Genomic DNA, 15,324 nt, shown 5'->3' on the forward strand with positions numbered 1-15,324 from the left:
GTCAGTCCCCGGCCAGGCAGCGCAGCCGTGCCCGCAGGCGATCGTTTTCCTCCAGAAGGTCGGCCACCAGGGCGGCGAGTTCGGGCACGGCCTCGAAGTCGCGCTCCAGCCGCCGCATGCGCCGGGCGCGGGTGAGCGCCGCCTCGGCGAAACGCCACACCCCGGCCACGCTCTCGGCCTGGGGGAAGAGGCCGGCCTCGAGACGGGCCAGGAGCCAGTCCGCCTCCACGTCGCAGGCGGCGGCCATCTGCTCCAGGGTGAGCCAGCTTTCGTCCAGGAGGACGCCGATCAGGACATCTTCATCGCTCATGTTCAGCTCCCGGCGCGCGGGTCGAAGGCGAGCTCCCGCGCCATGGTTTCATAGAGTTCCTTCGCCCGCGGCGTGTCGGCGGGCGGCAGCACCACCTGCAGGGTGATCAGAAGATCGCCCGGCGTGGTGCCGGGCAGGCCCTTGCCGCGCACCCGCAATTGCCGGCCGGCCTGGGCCCCTTCGGGGATGCGCACCTTGACCGTGCCGTTGGGCAGGGGAATGGCGATCACCGCCCCCAGCGCCGCCTCCCAGGGGGCGACCGGCAGGGTCAGGTGCAGATCGCGGCCTTCCGCCCGGAGGCGGGGATGGGGCTTGAAGTGCACCTCGAGCAATAGATCGCCGGGCGGGCCGCCGCCCAGGCCGGGCGCGCCCTGGCCGGCCAGGCGGATGATCTGGCCTTCGCGCATCCCCTGGGGGATCTTCACGTTCAGGGTGCGGTTCTCCAGGATCACCCGGCCCTGGGCATCCAGCTTGGGCACGCGCAGACCGATCTGGCGGGTCGCGCCGGTGAAGCTGTCCTCGATGTCCAGATAGACCTTGGCGTGATGATCCTCGCCCTGCATCCGGGCCTGGCGGCCCGCGCCCCGGTGCGCGCGCGCGCCGCCCAGGCCGCCGAACAACTGCGAGAAGAAATCGGAAAACTCCGCCGCCTCGTGCGGCGAGAAGCCGTGGCCGGAAAACTCGAAGCCTGCATCCCAGCCCGGTGGCGGCTGGAACTCCTCGCCGGGACGGCGGCCTTGGCCGAGCTGGTCGTAGGCCGCGCGTTTTTCCGGGTCCGAGAGCACGGCATAGGCCTCGTTGACCTCCTTCATGCGCAATTCGGCGTCGGCCTCTTTCGAGACATCCGGATGGTATTTGCGTGCCAGGCGCCGGAAGGCCTTCTTGATCTCGTCTGCCGTCGCCTCCCTGGGCACCCCGAGCACGGCGTAATAGTCCTTGAATTGCATGGCGCTCCCTTGCGTTCGTTCGAACTTTCTCAGGAATTGTGTGCGGCCCGCGGTCTTTTCAAGATATTGAAATCCTGCGGCCCGGCCCCACTTCGTTTGCAGGAGCAGCCAGCGCTGCTCGAAAGAACATGAAGGAGGATTCAAATGATATATCGTGCATTCTTCCCCCGAGACATTTTCTCGGAGATGGAACGGCTGCAACGGGAACTCGCCCAATCCTTCGAATGGCCGACCAGCATCCGCGGCCTGGCCCGGGGCTTTCCCGCGCTGAACGTGGGCAGCACGCCGAAATCGGTGGAAATCTATGCCTTCGCACCCGGCCTCGATCCGGCCGCCCTGAACGTGCAGATCGAGAAGGGCGTGCTCACCGTGGAAGGCGAGCGCGCGGCCGAGGCGGTGCCGGAGCAGGCCACCGTGCACATCGACGAGCGCTTCCGGGGGCGTTTCCGCCGCGTGGTCACCCTGCCCGATGACATCGACCCCAATGCCGTGAGCGCGAAATACCGGGACGGCGTGCTGCACATCAGCGTGGCCCGCAAGGAGGCTGCCCAGCCGCGCCGCATTGCCATCGAATAAGTGAGATAAGGAGGCCAGACATGAGCGAACAAAGGCAAATCAGCGAAGCGCGGCAGGAACAGGCCGCCCTGCTGCCGCCGGTGGACGTGATCGAGGATGCCAACGGCATCACGCTTTATGCCGATCTGCCCGGCGTGCCCAAGGACCGGCTGAACGTCCAGGTCGAGGCCGATACCCTGACCATCGACGGCGAGATCGCCCTGACGATGCCGGAAGGGATGGAGGCCAGCCATACCGAGATCGGGGTGCCGCGTTACCGCCGGGTCTTCACCCTGTCCAAGGAGTTGGACAGCGGCAAGATGGCGGCGCAGTTCAACCAGGGGGTGCTCAAGCTGCGCATCCCGAAAGCGGAGCACGCCCAGCCGAGGAAGATCAGCGTCCAGATCGAGTAAGGCCGAGGCTCGGCGCAGTCCGGGCCGGCCATGGCTATCTTGGAGGTCAATATGAAACTGGAACAAGTGAAAGAGAGCGTGCAATCCTTCTGGGACAACGTGGCCGAGGGCTGGCGCCATCTCTGGCACTCCGCCTCCGGTGCGCTCACCCGCTTCAAGCCCGGCGACAAGACCGATTTGCCGGGCCCCGTCGAGGTGGACGACGTCAGCTGGTTGCCCAGCCGGGGCTGGTCCATGCTGGGCGGCGATGTGTTCGAGGATGACAAGCGCCTGGTGGTGCGGCTGGAAGTGCCGGGCCTGGAAAAGGAAGACATCGACATCCAGGTGACCGACGACGCCCTCATCGTGTCCGGCGAGAAACGCTTCCAGAAGGAGGACACCCAGGGACGCTGGCGCGTCATGCAATGCGCCTACGGCAGCTTCCGGCGCGTCGTGCCGCTGCCGCTGCCGGTCAAGGCCGAGGCGGCGCGGGCCAGCTATCGCAACGGCGTGCTCAAGGTGGAACTGCCGAAACAGGTGGAAAGCCGCCCCCGCGCCATTTCCGTCAAGATCGACTGAAAGGAGGGCAACATGACCAATCCCATTCTCGCCTCGGTGGAAGGCAAGCAATTGATCCGGGACCACTACGGCAATCTGGTGGAGATCGACGAGTGGTCGCACGACATCGCGCGCGAACTCGCCCGCGCCGAGGGCATCGAACTGAGCGATGACCATTTCCGGGTGCTCGATTACCTGCGCGAATACGTCATCCATCATGGCGGCAGCCAGGAAGACGCCCACCAGATCCTGCGCAACCTCGAAGGGCGTTTCGCCGCGGAAGGCGGCGGCCGCTGGCTCTACACCCTGTTCCCCGCAGGCCCGGTGCGCCAGGGCATGAAGCTGGCGGGGCTGCCCGAGGCACCCCATGCGGCCGACCCTTCCTTCGGCTCGGTCAGCTGAAGACGATGCCGGGGGCATCGACGGGGGCGGCATCGCCCGCCCCCTTGATTATTGGTAGTATCACCCCCATTTTTCGCATCGGCCGACCGATGCCCCGCCGTCCCGACTCAGAAAACCATAGTCCTGCCTCATGCCCAAACGCGATTACTACGAAATCCTGAGCGTGGTCAAAACCTGCTCCGAGACCGAAATCAAAAAGGCCTACCGCAAGCTGGCCATGAAATACCACCCGGACCGCAACCCGGGCAACAAGGAAGCCGAGGAACGCTTCAAGGAGGTCAAGGAGGCCTACGAGGTGCTGTCCGATCCGCAGAAGCGGGCGGCCTACGACCAGTACGGCCACGCCGGGGTCGACCCGTCCATGGCCGGCGCCGGCGGCTTCGGCGGGGCGGGCATGGGCGGCTTCGCCGATGCCTTCTCCGACATCTTCGGCGACATCTTCGGTGGTGGCGGCGGCCGGCGCAGCAACGTCTATCGCGGTGCCGACCTGCGCTACAACCTGGAGATCTCGCTGGAGGAAGCCGCCCGCGGCACCGAGACCAAGATCCGCATCCCGGTGATGAGCGAATGCGAGCACTGCGACGGCACCGGGGCCAGGAAGGGCAGCGAGCCGGCCACCTGCCCGACTTGCGGCGGTCATGGCCAGGTCCGCCTGCAGCAGGGCTTCTTCTCCATCCAGCAGACCTGTCCGCGCTGCCATGGCAGCGGCCGCGTCATCACCGACCCCTGCAGCCACTGTCATGGCGAGGGCCGGGTCAAGAAGCACAAGACCCTGTCGGTGCAGATCCCGGCCGGGGTGGACGAGGGCGACCGCATCCGCCTGTCGGGTGAGGGCGAGGCCGGCATCAACGGTGGCCCGGCCGGTGACCTTTATGTCCAGATCCATCTCAAACCGCATCCGGTTTTCCAGCGCGACCACAACGACCTGCACTGCGAGATGCCCATCTCCTATGCCACCGCCGCGCTGGGCGGCGAGGTGGTCATCCCCACCCTGGACGGCCAGGCCAGCATCAAGATCCCGGCCGAGACCCAGACCGGCAAGGTCTTCCGCCTGCGCGGCAAGGGTATCAAGGGCGTGCGCACCGATACCCCCGGCGACCTGCTCTGCCATGTGGTGGTGGAGACCCCGGTCAAGCTGACCGAGCGGCAGAAGGAATTGCTGCGCGAATTCGACGCCATCAGCCGTGAACACGAAGGTCAGCACAACCCCAAGGCCAAGGGGTTCATGGACAAAGTAAAAGAATTTTTCAATAGTTGAAAAATTCTTTTACTTTGCGGCGGAGGCTAAGGTGAGCGAAGCGAACGTTAAGGGCGCAGCCCGGCCGAAGCCACAAGGTGAAGGAATTTTTCAGCGCCTGAACAATCCTTTCACTTGCGGTGCAGGCCAACGCGAGCGGAGCGAACGTTGAGGGCGCGGCCCGGCCGGCGCCACGAGCTCACGTCTAGATCATCGCCCGAAAGGCATCTTAACTTGCGGCCTGGACGACGCCGCAAGGCGTCAAAAAACTGACATGCCGCCCTTATAACCTATGGCTTCCTTTCTTGTGAAGCTTGGAGGTAGCCATGGAGGTGCGGATCATCCTGGGCAGCATCGATCTCCCCGATCGCAAGCACGCGGTCGGGAAATTGACCAACGGCTTGTATGCGGTCGGCCATTTGTTCCCTGGCCAGCGCATACCGCCTTCGCAACAGTTCGCAAGCCTGGACGCGGCGGCCGATCACTGGTTTGCCAGCTTGCCTGTTCGTCAGTCGGTCGGCAATAAGGCTGTCACAAAATAGCGAAATCTCCAGCGATCACGGCTTCACTCAGGGCCGCAAAGAAACGACCCTGCCACGCCAGCCCCTATAATCGAACGCAATCCATCGATATAGGGCGTGTCCATGCGCGTCGAGATCAAGGCCCCCGAACTCTCCGAATCGGTGCAGACCGGCACGCTCCTGGCCTGGCGCAAACAGGCCGGCGAGGCGGTCAGGCGCGACGAGACCATCGCCGACCTGGAGACCGACAAGGTGATCCTGGAGATCAGCGCCCCGGCCTCGGGCGTGCTGGCCGAGTTGCGCGTGGCGGAGGAGGCCGAGGTCCGGGCCGGCCAGGTCTTGGCCATCCTGGAGACCGACGAGGCGGTGGCCAGCCCCGGGCCGGTAGCCACGCCGAGCGAAGCCGCCCCGATTGCGCCGCCCCCGGCACCCGAGCCAGAACCGGCGGCACCGGCGCCTGCCAGCGCCGAGCCCGCCGTCCAGCCTGCCCGGCCGCCGGAGTGTCCGCCCTGTCCACCCTGTACCACCGGCGAGCGGGCCGAGCGCCGCGTGCCCATGAGCCGGTTGCGCCAGCGCATCGCCGAGCGGCTGAAACAGGCCCAGCAGACCGCCGCCCTGCTCACCACCTTCAACGAGATCAACATGCAGCCGGTGCAGGAGCTGCGCGGCCGCTACAAGGCGCGCTTCGAGCAGGAGCGCGGCGTCAAGCTCGGCCTGATGTCCTTCTTCGTCAAGGCCACCTGCCAGGCGCTCAAGCAGTTCCCGGCGCTGAACGCCTATGTCGATGGCCATGAGATCGTGCATCACGATTACTACGACATCGGCGTGGCGGTCAGTTCCGAGCGCGGCCTGGTGGTGCCGGTGCTGCGCGATGCCGACCGCATGAGCTTTGCCGAGATCGAGCAGGCCATCGCCGATTTCGCCCGGCGCGCCAACAGCCTGGAACTCGCCCTGGAAGAGCTGGAGGGCGGCACCTTCACCATCTCCAACGGCGGTGTGTTCGGCTCGCTCCTGTCCACCCCCATCGTCAACCCGCCGCAGTCCGGCGTGCTCGGCCTGCACCGAATCCAGGACCGGCCCGTCGCCGAGAACGGCCAGGTGGTGATCCGGCCCATGATGTACGTGGCGCTGACCTACGACCACCGCATCGTCGACGGCCGCGAGGCGGTGAGCTTTCTGAAAGCGATCAAGGACGATCTGGAAGACCCGGCCCGGCTGCTGCTGGAGCTTTAGAGCCTGTCTCTTAGGGTTCGTCGCTCCCGCGAAAGCGGGAGCCCGGATTTGAATCGAACTGGATACCCGCTTTGGCTGCGCCGAAACTTCGTTTTCGCGGGTATGACGAAGGTTAATGCGCAGCCAGTAGCACTCGGATCGCCCGGATCAGCGCGGTTGCCCTCTCCGTGTCGCCATGCACGCACAGCGTCTGGCCGGACAGCCGGACGCTGCCGCCATCCACGGTTTCCATCTCGCCGCTGAGCAGCCAACGTTGCAGGCGCGCCGTCACCCACGCCGGATCGTGCAGCACCGCTCCCGCCCGATCACGCGGCACCAGCTGGCCGTCCGCCAGATAGGCGCGGTCGGCGAACAGCTCCTCCCAGGCCTCGATCCCGGCCTGCCGGGCGAGGCGGGCGACCCGCCCGCCGCTGCGGCTGTAGATTCGCACGCCCGGGAACTGCCGGCGCACCGTCTCGACATAGGCCTGGGCCAGTTCCGGCTCGGCTTCGCTCGCATGGTAGAGCGCCCCGTGTAGCTTGATGTGGTGCAGCCGGATGTTTTGGCGCGCCGCCAATTCCGCCAGGGAGCCGGCCTGCTCGAGCACCCAGCCTGCGAGTTGCTCGGGGCTGGGCTGTATCGCCGCACGGCCGAAATCCGCGCGGCTTGCCGGGCCGGGGTGGGCGCCGAGCCTAACCCCGAATTCGCCGGCCAGGCGCACGCAGCGCGCCATGCTGGCCATGTCGCCGGCATGGCCGCCACAGGCGACATTGGCCGAGCTGATCCGGCGCATCAGGGCGCGGGTGCGGTTCGGGTGTTCGCCTTCACCGAGGTCGCAGTTCAGGTCCAGCATCCGGGCATCCTCGTGAAGCGCACGCTCTGGCCCGGCCGGGTCTGAACCAGGCGATCCAGGTCGGCCGGGTCGATCAGGGCGATCTTGGCATAGCCGCCCACGGTCGGGCCGTCGTAGAGCGTGATCACCGGCTGACCGTTGGGCGGCACCTGGATCGAGCCGACGCGCACCGGCTCGCTCACCAGCTCGCCGGCCGGTGGCGCAATGGCCGCACCGACCAGGCGGTAGCCGGTGCGGTCGCTGCGGGCGGAAATCCGCCAGGCCTGGCCGAACAGCCCGCGCTGGGCCGCCGCATCGAACTGCGCCCATTGCGGACCGGGCCAGAGGCGCAACGAATCGGGGATGTCGAACTCGTCTTCCAGGGGGATGGGATGGCGGCATTTCACCCCGGGCGGCAGGGTGGCGGCCGGATTGCCCAGCCAGACGATGCGATCACCCTTGGCCAGGGCCGTGCCGATGCCGGCCCGGGCGCAAACGCTGGCGCTGCCGAGAAACCGCTCGGCGGCGACGCCGCCGGGCAGCGCCAGGTAATGCCAGACGCCGGCCAGGTTGGCCGGGAACTCGATGATCTCGCCAGGCTGCGCGGTCCACGCCAAGGCACCCCAGGCCCCGCTGGTGGCCACCGTCGTCTCGTTTAGCGCACGCAGGCGTGCCCCCTGCAGGCATTCCAGCACCGGGCAGTCGAGGGCGTTGTGCAAGAGGCGGTTGGCGTTTTGCCAGGCGGCGCGATCCATGGCCCCGCCAGGCGGGATGCCGAAGCGGCGCCAGCCGGGGCGGCCGCCATCCTGGACCGTGGTCAGCAGGCCGGGCGAGAGGACTTCCAGCCCCTCCATCATTTGCCACCTCGCTTGGGCACGAAGCGCACCCGATCGCCCATTTGCAGCCAGCACATCTCGGCCTCGCGGCCTGGCCGGACGCGCGCCGGGTCGAACAGGGGAATCTCGGTGCGGCCGATCAGGTTCCAGCCGCCCGGGCTGGGGATGGAATAGATGCCGGTATGCGCGCCGCCGATGGCGACGCTGCCGGCGGCCACCCTGGGCCGGGGCGTATCCAGCCTGGGCGTGTGCAGGCGCGGGTCGAGGCCGTCCAGATAGGGAAAGCCCGGGGCGAAACCGATCAGGGCGACGCGATAGATCGTCTCGGCATGCAGCTCGGCCACCGCGCGCGTCGACAAACCGGCGTGCTCGGCCACCCGGGGCAGGTCGGGCCCGTCGTAGACCACGGGAATCTCCCGGATCGGACCGGGCGCGGCCGCTTGCCCGAGCCGTTTGCGCAGTCGGACCAGCAGGGCCTTGAGTTCAGGGGAATCGGCGGCCGTGGTGCCGGCGGCGAATTCCAGCAGCACGCTGGTATAGCCCGGCACGTATTCGAGCAGATGGGCCGGAGGCTCTGCCTCCAGCGCCTGGCTGATCGCCCGGGCCGCCTGCCAGGCCGCCTCGCCCGGTTGCTCGGCGAAGCGCAGCAACCAGGCGTCGGGGCCGTAAGCGGTGAGCGTCAGCCGTGCGGCCATGCGACGGCGGTCAGATACCCCGCAAGAGTTCGTTGATGCCGACCTTGGACAGGGTCTTGGCGTCGACCTTCTTCACGATCACCGCGCAGTACAGGCTGTATTTGCCGTCGTTGGAGGGCAGGTTGCCGGACACCACGACCGAACCGGCCGGCACGCGGCCGTAGTGGATCTCGCCGGTCTCGCGGTCATAGATCTTGGTCGACTGACCGATGTAGACGCCCATGGAGATGACGCAGTTGTCCTCCACCACCACGCCCTCGACGATCTCGGAGCGGGCACCGATGAAGCAGTTGTCGCCGATGATGGTGGGGTTGGCCTGTACCGGCTCGAGCACGCCGCCGATGCCGACGCCGCCGGACAGGTGCACGTTCTTGCCGATCTGGGCGCAGGAACCGACGGTGGCCCAGGTATCGACCATGGTGCCTTCATCGACATAGGCGCCGATGTTGACGTAGGAGGGCATCAGCACCACGTTCTTGGCGATGAAGCTGCCCTTGCGCACGGCGGCCGGCGGCACCACGCGGAAGCCGCCCTCGCGGAAGTCCTTGGAGTTGAAGTCGGCGAACTTGGACGGCACCTTGTCGTAGTAGTTGGTGTAGCCGCCCTTGATGAAGCTGTTGTCCTCCAGGCGGAAAGAGAGCAGCACCGCCTTCTTGATCCACTGGTGGGTCACCCAGTTCTGGCCCCCAGCGCTTTGATCTTGGCTGCGCTCGGCCACGCGCAGCTGGCCCATGTCCAAAAGGTCGATGACGGAGAGCACGGCGTCCTTGACCTTGGGCTCGACGTTGCGCGGGGTGATCTCGGCGCGGCGCTCGAAGGCCTCTTCGATGATGGTTTGCAGTTCTTGCATGGTTTTTCCTTCAGTGGGTTAGGCGGGATTCTGAAAGTTGGATCAGGATTGGGATGAAACGAAATCGACGATGCGTTGCGCGGCCTCCTGACACTGGGCCAGGGTATCGACCAGGGCGATGCGCACGAAGCCTCGGCCCGGGTTGACTCCCCTGGCCTCGCGCGCGAGGTAGGCGCCGGGCAGCACGGTGACATGCTGCTGCCGGTACAGCTCGCGGGCGAAGCCGGTATCGTCGCCACCGGGTACCCGGGCCCAGAGGTAGAAGGCGGCGTCCGGCGCCTCGAATTCCAGCACGCCCTTCAGCATGGGCATGACCGCATCGAATTTCTCGCGGTACTGCCGGCGGTTGTCGACGACATGGGCCTCGTCGGCCCAGGCGGCGCTTGATGCGGCCTGCACCGCCGGGTTCATGGCGCTGCCATGGTAGGTGCGGTAGAGCAGAAACTGCCGGATCACCTCGGCGTCGCCGGCGACGAAGCCGGAGCGCAGGCCGGGCACGTTGGAGCGCTTGGACAGGCTGTTGAACACCACCAGCCGGGAAAAATCGCGGCCGAGTTCTTTGGCGGCGGTGAGGGCGCCGAGCGGCGGGGCCCCCTCGTCGAAATAGATTTCGGAATAGCATTCGTCGGCGGCGATGACGAAGTCGTACTCGTCGGCCAGGACGAACAGTTCACTCCAGTCGTCCAGCGTCATCACCTTGCCGGTCGGGTTGCCGGGCGAGCAGACGTAGACCATCTGCACCGTCTCCCACATATCCTCCGGCACCAGGGAGAAATCCATGCGGAAGCCGTTCTCGGGCAGGGTGTTGAGGAAGTAGGGCTTGGCCCCGGCCAGGATCGCCGCGCCTTCGTAGATCTGGTAGAAGGGGTTGGGGCTCAAGATGCGCTTGACGTGGCGGGTCTGGTCGATCACCGCCTGGGCGAAGGCGAACAGGGCCTCGCGGCTGCCGTTGACCGGCAGCACCTGGCTCGCCGGGTCGAGCTCGACGCCATAGCGGCGCTGGGCCCAGCCGGCGATGGCCTCACGCAGGGTGTCCGAACCCTGGGTCACCGGGTAGTGGGCCAGGCCGCCCAGGGCCTCGGTCAGGGCCTGTTTGATGAAGGCCGGGGTGGGGTGCTTGGGTTCGCCGATCGACAGATTGATCGCCGACAGCCCGGCCTCGGGCGTGACGCCGGCGAGCAATTCGCGCAATTTCTGGAACGGATAGGGCTGAAGCTGCTGGAGGCGGGGATTCACGGGTTCGCTCGATGGCTCTCGATGAAGGCCGGTATTATATGCCGATGCGCAAGCAAAACCTCCTGCCGCCCCTCGGCCTGCTTACCGCCGCCACGGTCTGGGGCATCGTCTGGTATCCCTACCGCCTGCTGGAGGAGGCCGGCATCTCCGGCAGCCTGGCCTCGCTCATCACCTATCTCATCGCCCTGGTGCCGGTGTTGCTCCTCTGCGGCCGCGATTTCCTGCGCCAGCGGGAGCAGCGCGGCTGGCTGGTCCTGGTCGCCCTGGCCACCGGCTGGACCAACCTGGCCTATGTGCTGGCCGTCATCCACGGCGAGGTCATGCGGGTGCTGCTGCTGTTCTACCTGGCCCCGCTCTGGACGGTGTTCTTCGCCCGGCTGATCCTGGGCGAACGGGTAAATCAATTTGGTTATCTGGTCATGGGCCTGTCCCTGGCCGGGGCCTACGTCATGCTCGCCCGCAACGGCGGCCTGCCGTTGCCGACCAATTTCGCCGAGTGGATGGGCCTGTCGGCCGGCGTCGCCTTCGCCCTGGCCAATGTGCTGTCGCGCAAGATGCGCGAGGTGGCCACCGGCGTGCGCAGCCTCTGGGTTTTCCTCGGCGTGGTCGGCATCGCCGCCTTCCCGGTCGGCTTCGAGGGCGGGGCGCTCACAGCCGTGGCCGGGCTCGATTCCGCCCACTGGCTGATCCTGATCGGGGTCGGCCTCCTGCTGGTGCTGGCCACCTTCGCCGTGCAATACGGCCTGGCCCACACCCCGGCCAGTCAGGCCATCGTCATCCTGCTCAGCGAACTGGTCATCGCCGCCATCGCCAGTCGCTTATTGGCGCATGAAGTGATGGACGCGCGCGAATGGCTGGGCGGCGCCCTGATCGTGGCGGCCAGCCTGTTCTCGGGCCGGATTCATCAAGAGACGAAAACATAGTCTGCGCCCTCCCCATTTAGGGGGAGGGCCGGGGTGGGGATTTTCCCCCTCCCAGCCTCCCCCACAGGTGGGGGAGGGATGTTTGGGAAATTGGAATGATCAAACTTACCTCGCTGCTGCATGTCTCGCTCCTGGTCGCCGACCTGGCGCGTGCCCGCGCCTTCTACGAGGGCGTGCTCGGCCTCGCGCCCAGCCCGACGCGGCCCGAAATGGGGTTCGACGGCGTCTGGTACGATATCGGCGCGGCCCAGATTCACCTGATCTGCCTGCCCAATCCCGACCCGGTCGAGGGCCGGCCGGCGCATGGCGGCCGCGACCGGCATACCGCCCTGGCGGTGGAAGGCTGGGAAGCATTGAAGACCAAGCTCGATGCCGAGGGTATCGCCTACAGCCTCAGCCGCTCGGGTCGGCGGGCGCTGTTTGTGCGCGACCCGGACGGCAATGCCCTGGAACTGGTGGAAGCCATCTGAAAACCGGGAGGAGAAGCCCATGCCAAGCATCGAACGCCTTGCCCGCCTGAACCGAACCATCGGCTGGAGTGTTTTTCTACTGAGCGCATGCCTGAGCGGCTCGGTCCACGCGCGCGGCGAGTGGATCGACGTGCATGTGCATCCGATCGCGGGCAAGGGCGCCACGCCGGAGGCCGTGGATCAGGCCGCCCAGACCCTGCTGCAGATCATGGACAGCCACAACATCCAGCAGGCGGTCATCATGCCGCTGCCCAACCCCACGCCGGCGGCGACCGCGCTCAACGAACACGTCGCCAGCATCGGAGCGAAACATGCCCCGCGCCTGGCCTTCATGGCCACGGGCACGCTGAACCTGCTGCTGGACAAGACCAGCCGTCTGGAGGTGGTCCCGGACGAAATCCGGCAAAAGTTCGAGGCCGTGGCCGAGGCCCAGCTTGCCCGGGGCGCCATCGGCTTCGGCGAGATCGCGGCGCTGCATGTCTCGCACACCGCGACCCATCATTTCATCCAGACCCCGCCGGATCACCCCCTCATGCTGCTGCTGGCGGACATCGCCGCGCGCCATGGCGTGCCGATCGATTTGCACTGCGACCCCGTGGCCGAGGACATGGCCACCCCGGCCAAGCTCATTTCGCCGCGCAACCCGCCGCAGCTCAAGGGCAACCTGGCGGCCATGGAGCGCCTGCTCGCCCACAACCGCAAGGCGGTCATCGTCTGGGCGCACATCGGCTCGCATCCGACCGACGCCTTGTCGCCCAAGCTCACGGGCGAACTGCTCGAACGCCATCCGAATCTGTATTTCAGCATTCGCCCGTTCGGGGGCAATGATGCCACCGATCTGGTCAGCTCGCGCGGCGGCGTCAACAGTGACTGGCTCGCGTTGCTGCGCGCCTACCCGGACCGCTTCGTCATTGGCACCGACAGCTTCATCGTGGCCCACGATTTCGCCGGCAACGATGCGGCAAGGACACTCTCGATGGGGGCGAGCAAGAACCGGGACGGCGTCTTCAAGCTGCTGCTCGCCTTGCCCGACGACCTGGCGCGCCAGATCGGCTATGAAAACGCCATCCGGATTTACAAATTGAAGCCCGTCACGCGCTGAACCTGGGTTTCCGCTCAATAGCCCGGCCGCCGGGCGTGCACCTCCCGCCGGTGCTGGCGGAACACCCATTGCTGCCAGAATTCCTCCAGTTCGTGGCCCAGTTCGGCCAGACGCACGGTCACCCGACCATCGCCGCTGGCGGTGACGTGGGCCGGCAGGCGCACGGGCAGGGGCAGGCCGGGGTTGAGGTAGAGCGCGACCACCACGGTGTCGCCGACGGCAGGCAGCGTGCCCGCTTCCTGCCAGCTTACGATCTCCGGCCCCAATTCCACATTCACCGAGGTCGGCAGGGAGCGGCTGCCCTGCAGGTTCTGGGCCAAGAGGTGCAGGATGAGGTCGACCTTGGCGTCCAGCCTTTGCAGATGGGCGTTGTCACCGTCCGATTCGTGGAGCGGGCTCAGATCCATCAGGTTGAAGGCGTGCATCAGGAGCTGAGCCCCCTTTCTCAGGGCGGCCAGGGTCTGCGGCTCCATGGCCTGTTTTTCCCAGGCGATGGGCAGGAAGGCTTCGACGCGCAGGGTGCTGTTCATGTTTTCGATTGTAGAGGAAACAACGCCGTGCCATGCAGGGCGAGCCGGGCCGCCCCGAAGGCAGCCTCCTGTTCCTGCGCCGTCGCGACCTCGACCTGGAGCAGACGCTGGCGGATGCGGCGATAGGTCTCGTTGCGGGCGCCGCCGCCGGTGGAGACCACGCGGACCAGCGGCGTGGCGCCGAGTTCGGCCAGGCGGGCGTAGCCTTGGGCCTCGATTCGGGCCAGGCCTTCGAGCAGACCGTGCAGGAACTGGCGGTCGGCGGCCGGCCGCGGGCTCAGCCGGGGCGGCAGGGCCGGGTCGTTGACCGGGAAGCGCTCGCCCGATTGGGGCAGCGGATAGTAGTCGAGGCCGCTGTCGGCCTGGGGGTCGATCTCGCTCGAGAGCGCCGCGATCCGGACATCGTCGAAGAATTGGCGCAGGACGCCGCCGCCGGCATTGGAGGCGCCGCCGGCCAGCCAGAGCCGGCCGAACCAATGGCTGTAGACGCCGTAGCGGGCCGCCTCGACCCGCTTTTCCGACAACAATTTCAGGACCAGGGTGGTGCCGAGCGAGGTCACCGCCTCGCCCGGGCGGCGCACGCCAGCGGCGAGGAAGGCGGCGATGGAGTCGGTGGTGCCGGCGCGGATCAGGCAATCGCCGGCAAGGCCGAGCCGGTTGGCCTGGGCGTGCTCGATCGGGCCGATGTCGCTGCCGGGGGCGACGACTTGGGGCAGGCGAGCCAGCGGCACCAACTGCCCAATCCAGACAGGCCAGCGCTTTGCCGCGACATCGAAGCCCAGCTTCAAGGCGTTGTGATAGTCGGACAGGCCGGCCCGGCCGGAGAGCAGGGCGGTCAGCCAGTCGGCCTGGTTGAGGTAGCAGCGAATGGCGCCAAGATCGGGCCGGGCTTGCAGCCAGAGCACCTTGGCCAGGCCCGAGCTGGCGCTGGCGGCGCTGTGTTCTGGACCGGCGATGTCGGCGATGCGCTCGGCCTCGACCCTGGCGCGGGCATCGTGGTAGAGCAGGGGCGGATGCAGCGGATCGAGTTCAGAATCACAGGCCAGCACTGTGCCCGAGGTGCCGTCGAGGGCAATGCTGCCGATACGCTTGCGCACGCCTTGAGGCAACATGGCGATGACCTCGAACAGGCTGTCGCGCCAGACCCTTGCCGCCTCTTGCTCGGCCAGATGGCCGAAGTCAATGCGCTCGGCCGCCTCGATCTCTTCGGTGGGGGCCAGGGCCATGGCCCGCACCCCGCCGGTGCCGAAGTCGAGGCCGAGGGCGTAGCGAACCAATTTGAATTCAGTGACTTAGCCGCGGGTGTTCGATTGCGGCGCGAACTCGGCCAACTCGACGCGCGGCTGCGGCTGCCAGCCGGCCTTGCGGTGCTCGGCCACGACATTGGTGAAGATGCCGCCGCGCACGTAGAACTTGGCGGTCAGGCGCATGAAGCGGGGCTCGGTCGCGCGCACCAGGTCGTCGAGGATGCGGTTGGTCACCGCCTCGTGGAAATGGCCTTCGTTGCGGAAGGACCAGATGTAGAGCTTGAGGCTCTTGAGCTCGACGCATTTTTGATCCGGGATGTAGTCCAGAAACAGGGTGGCGAAATCGGGTTGGCCGGTCTTGGGGCAGAGGCAGGTGAACTCCGGAATCTCGATATGGATTTGAAAATCGCGCGTAGGTGTCGGATTTTCAAAGGTTTCCAGGTCTTTTGTCGGCTGGCTAGGCATGGCG

The 15,324-nt window shown here is 66.9% G+C and carries 20 protein-coding genes; 10 read left to right on the forward strand and 10 right to left on the reverse strand.

The annotated features are described in order from the left end of the window. Position 1: 1 nt before the first annotated feature. Positions 2 to 310, reverse strand: coding sequence for a chaperone modulator CbpM (locus EL388_RS06685; RefSeq protein WP_126461421.1), 309 nt, complete (start codon positions 308 to 310; stop codon positions 2 to 4). A gap of 2 nt (positions 311 to 312) precedes the next feature. Beyond that, complete coding sequence (locus EL388_RS06690) at positions 313 to 1,257, reverse strand: DnaJ C-terminal domain-containing protein (protein ID WP_126461424.1); 945 nt, start codon at positions 1,255 to 1,257, stop codon at positions 313 to 315. 144 nt (positions 1,258 to 1,401) lie between these two features. Here EL388_RS06690 and EL388_RS06695 point away from each other — a divergent pair, with 144 nt between their 5' ends. The 7 genes from EL388_RS06695 to sucB all read left to right on the forward strand — a co-directional run bounded on the left by EL388_RS06695 (position 1,402) and on the right by sucB (position 6,155). Beyond that, positions 1,402 to 1,833: an Hsp20/alpha crystallin family protein gene (locus tag EL388_RS06695; protein ID WP_172599386.1), complete on the forward strand. Its 432-nt coding sequence runs from the start codon at positions 1,402 to 1,404 to the stop codon at positions 1,831 to 1,833. Between the two features lie 20 nt (positions 1,834 to 1,853). Then, positions 1,854 to 2,225 carry an Hsp20/alpha crystallin family protein gene (locus EL388_RS06700; RefSeq protein WP_126461427.1) on the forward strand — a complete coding sequence of 124 codons (372 nt, stop codon included), beginning with the start codon at positions 1,854 to 1,856 and terminating at the stop codon, positions 2,223 to 2,225. 51 nt (positions 2,226 to 2,276) lie between these two features. After that, positions 2,277 to 2,783, forward strand: a complete 507-nt coding sequence (locus EL388_RS06705) for an Hsp20/alpha crystallin family protein (protein ID WP_126461430.1) — start codon at positions 2,277 to 2,279, stop codon at positions 2,781 to 2,783. Positions 2,784 to 2,795: 12 nt separating this feature from the next. Next, positions 2,796 to 3,164, forward strand: a complete 369-nt coding sequence (locus EL388_RS06710) for a TusE/DsrC/DsvC family sulfur relay protein (protein ID WP_126461433.1) — start codon at positions 2,796 to 2,798, stop codon at positions 3,162 to 3,164. Positions 3,165 to 3,294: 130 nt separating this feature from the next. Beyond that, complete coding sequence (gene dnaJ / locus EL388_RS06715; RefSeq protein ID WP_126461436.1) at positions 3,295 to 4,422, forward strand: molecular chaperone DnaJ; 1,128 nt, start codon at positions 3,295 to 3,297, stop codon at positions 4,420 to 4,422. 305 nt (positions 4,423 to 4,727) lie between these two features. Then, complete coding sequence (locus EL388_RS06720) at positions 4,728 to 4,943, forward strand: hypothetical protein (protein ID WP_126461439.1); 216 nt, start codon at positions 4,728 to 4,730, stop codon at positions 4,941 to 4,943. A 102-nt stretch (positions 4,944 to 5,045) separates the two neighbouring features. Next, complete coding sequence (sucB, locus tag EL388_RS06725; RefSeq protein WP_126464034.1) at positions 5,046 to 6,155, forward strand: dihydrolipoyllysine-residue succinyltransferase; 1,110 nt, start codon at positions 5,046 to 5,048, stop codon at positions 6,153 to 6,155. Positions 6,156 to 6,267: 112 nt separating this feature from the next. Here sucB and EL388_RS06730 read toward each other — a convergent pair whose 3' ends face one another. Genes EL388_RS06730 through dapC form a run of 5 tightly spaced genes read right to left on the reverse strand, consistent with a single transcriptional unit; the run spans position 6,268 to position 10,583 of the window. Beyond that, positions 6,268 to 6,987, reverse strand: a complete 720-nt coding sequence (locus EL388_RS06730) for a 5-oxoprolinase subunit PxpA (RefSeq protein WP_126461442.1) — start codon at positions 6,985 to 6,987, stop codon at positions 6,268 to 6,270. Further along, positions 6,975 to 7,823, reverse strand: coding sequence for a 5-oxoprolinase subunit C family protein (locus tag EL388_RS06735; protein WP_126461445.1), 849 nt, complete (start codon positions 7,821 to 7,823; stop codon positions 6,975 to 6,977). The genes EL388_RS06730 and EL388_RS06735 overlap by 13 nt, the downstream gene beginning before the upstream one ends. Next, positions 7,820 to 8,497, reverse strand: a complete 678-nt coding sequence (gene pxpB, locus EL388_RS06740; protein WP_126461447.1) for a 5-oxoprolinase subunit PxpB — start codon at positions 8,495 to 8,497, stop codon at positions 7,820 to 7,822. Before pxpB ends, EL388_RS06735 begins: the two co-directional genes overlap by 4 nt. A 10-nt stretch (positions 8,498 to 8,507) precedes the next feature. Continuing rightward, positions 8,508 to 9,347: a 2,3,4,5-tetrahydropyridine-2,6-dicarboxylate N-succinyltransferase gene (dapD, locus tag EL388_RS06745; RefSeq protein ID WP_126461450.1), complete on the reverse strand. Its 840-nt coding sequence runs from the start codon at positions 9,345 to 9,347 to the stop codon at positions 8,508 to 8,510. A gap of 42 nt (positions 9,348 to 9,389) precedes the next feature. Then, the gene (gene dapC, locus EL388_RS06750; RefSeq protein ID WP_126461453.1) at positions 9,390 to 10,583 is read right to left on the reverse strand and encodes a succinyldiaminopimelate transaminase; all 1,194 of its coding nucleotides are present in this window, start codon (positions 10,581 to 10,583) and stop codon (positions 9,390 to 9,392) included. Positions 10,584 to 10,627: 44 nt separating this feature from the next. Between dapC and EL388_RS06755 the strand changes: the two genes are divergently transcribed. From EL388_RS06755 to EL388_RS06765, 3 genes are all read left to right on the forward strand, one after another. Continuing rightward, the gene (locus EL388_RS06755; protein ID WP_126461455.1) at positions 10,628 to 11,506 is read left to right on the forward strand and encodes a DMT family transporter; all 879 of its coding nucleotides are present in this window, start codon (positions 10,628 to 10,630) and stop codon (positions 11,504 to 11,506) included. Between the two features lie 95 nt (positions 11,507 to 11,601). Next, positions 11,602 to 11,976 carry a VOC family protein gene (locus EL388_RS06760; RefSeq protein ID WP_126461458.1) on the forward strand — a complete coding sequence of 125 codons (375 nt, stop codon included), beginning with the start codon at positions 11,602 to 11,604 and terminating at the stop codon, positions 11,974 to 11,976. A gap of 19 nt (positions 11,977 to 11,995) precedes the next feature. Then, positions 11,996 to 13,078 carry an amidohydrolase family protein gene (locus EL388_RS06765; RefSeq protein ID WP_165919193.1) on the forward strand — a complete coding sequence of 361 codons (1,083 nt, stop codon included), beginning with the start codon at positions 11,996 to 11,998 and terminating at the stop codon, positions 13,076 to 13,078. A 14-nt stretch (positions 13,079 to 13,092) separates the two neighbouring features. Here the strand turns inward: EL388_RS06765 and EL388_RS06770 are convergent, their stop codons facing one another. From EL388_RS06770 to queF, 3 genes are read right to left on the reverse strand one after another with little or no spacing between them, the layout of a single operon-like run. After that, entirely contained in the window at positions 13,093 to 13,608 is a 516-nt protein-coding gene (locus EL388_RS06770; protein ID WP_126461464.1) for a PilZ domain-containing protein, read from the reverse strand. After that, positions 13,605 to 14,885, reverse strand: a complete 1,281-nt coding sequence (locus tag EL388_RS06775) for an FGGY-family carbohydrate kinase (protein ID WP_232019202.1) — start codon at positions 14,883 to 14,885, stop codon at positions 13,605 to 13,607. The genes EL388_RS06770 and EL388_RS06775 overlap by 4 nt, the downstream gene beginning before the upstream one ends. A gap of 15 nt (positions 14,886 to 14,900) precedes the next feature. Beyond that, on the reverse strand, positions 14,901 to 15,320 hold the full coding sequence (queF, locus tag EL388_RS06780) for a preQ(1) synthase (protein WP_126461467.1): 420 nt from the start codon (positions 15,318 to 15,320) through the stop codon (positions 14,901 to 14,903). Positions 15,321 to 15,324 lie beyond the last annotated feature (4 nt).

The organism is Sulfuritortus calidifontis, from assembly GCF_003967275.1.
GTDB lineage: Bacteria > Pseudomonadota > Gammaproteobacteria > Burkholderiales > Thiobacillaceae > Sulfuritortus > Sulfuritortus calidifontis.

Bases quoted from the DNA above. Each gene is read 5' to 3' on its own strand.
- EL388_RS06685 (WP_126461421.1), bottom strand. From the start codon at position 310: ATGAGCGATGAAGATGTCCTGATCGGCGTCCTCCTGGACGAAAGCTGG.
- EL388_RS06690 (WP_126461424.1), bottom strand. From the start codon at position 1,257: ATGCAATTCAAGGACTATTACGCCGTGCTCGGGGTGCCCAGGGAGGCG.
- EL388_RS06695 (WP_172599386.1), top strand. From the start codon at position 1,402: ATGATATATCGTGCATTCTTCCCCCGAGACATTTTCTCGGAGATGGAA.
- EL388_RS06700 (WP_126461427.1), top strand. From the start codon at position 1,854: ATGAGCGAACAAAGGCAAATCAGCGAAGCGCGGCAGGAACAGGCCGCC.
- EL388_RS06705 (WP_126461430.1), top strand. From the start codon at position 2,277: ATGAAACTGGAACAAGTGAAAGAGAGCGTGCAATCCTTCTGGGACAAC.
- EL388_RS06710 (WP_126461433.1), top strand. From the start codon at position 2,796: ATGACCAATCCCATTCTCGCCTCGGTGGAAGGCAAGCAATTGATCCGG.
- dnaJ (WP_126461436.1), top strand. From the start codon at position 3,295: ATGCCCAAACGCGATTACTACGAAATCCTGAGCGTGGTCAAAACCTGC.
- EL388_RS06720 (WP_126461439.1), top strand. From the start codon at position 4,728: ATGGAGGTGCGGATCATCCTGGGCAGCATCGATCTCCCCGATCGCAAG.
- sucB (WP_126464034.1), top strand. From the start codon at position 5,046: ATGCGCGTCGAGATCAAGGCCCCCGAACTCTCCGAATCGGTGCAGACC.
- EL388_RS06730 (WP_126461442.1), bottom strand. From the start codon at position 6,987: ATGCTGGACCTGAACTGCGACCTCGGTGAAGGCGAACACCCGAACCGC.
- EL388_RS06735 (WP_126461445.1), bottom strand. From the start codon at position 7,823: ATGATGGAGGGGCTGGAAGTCCTCTCGCCCGGCCTGCTGACCACGGTC.
- pxpB (WP_126461447.1), bottom strand. From the start codon at position 8,497: ATGGCCGCACGGCTGACGCTCACCGCTTACGGCCCCGACGCCTGGTTG.
- dapD (WP_126461450.1), bottom strand. From the start codon at position 9,347: ATGCAAGAACTGCAAACCATCATCGAAGAGGCCTTCGAGCGCCGCGCC.
- EL388_RS06755 (WP_126461455.1), top strand. From the start codon at position 10,628: ATGCGCAAGCAAAACCTCCTGCCGCCCCTCGGCCTGCTTACCGCCGCC.
- EL388_RS06760 (WP_126461458.1), top strand. From the start codon at position 11,602: ATGATCAAACTTACCTCGCTGCTGCATGTCTCGCTCCTGGTCGCCGAC.
- EL388_RS06765 (WP_165919193.1), top strand. From the start codon at position 11,996: ATGCCAAGCATCGAACGCCTTGCCCGCCTGAACCGAACCATCGGCTGG.
- EL388_RS06770 (WP_126461464.1), bottom strand. From the start codon at position 13,608: ATGAACAGCACCCTGCGCGTCGAAGCCTTCCTGCCCATCGCCTGGGAA.
- queF (WP_126461467.1), bottom strand. From the start codon at position 15,320: ATGCCTAGCCAGCCGACAAAAGACCTGGAAACCTTTGAAAATCCGACA.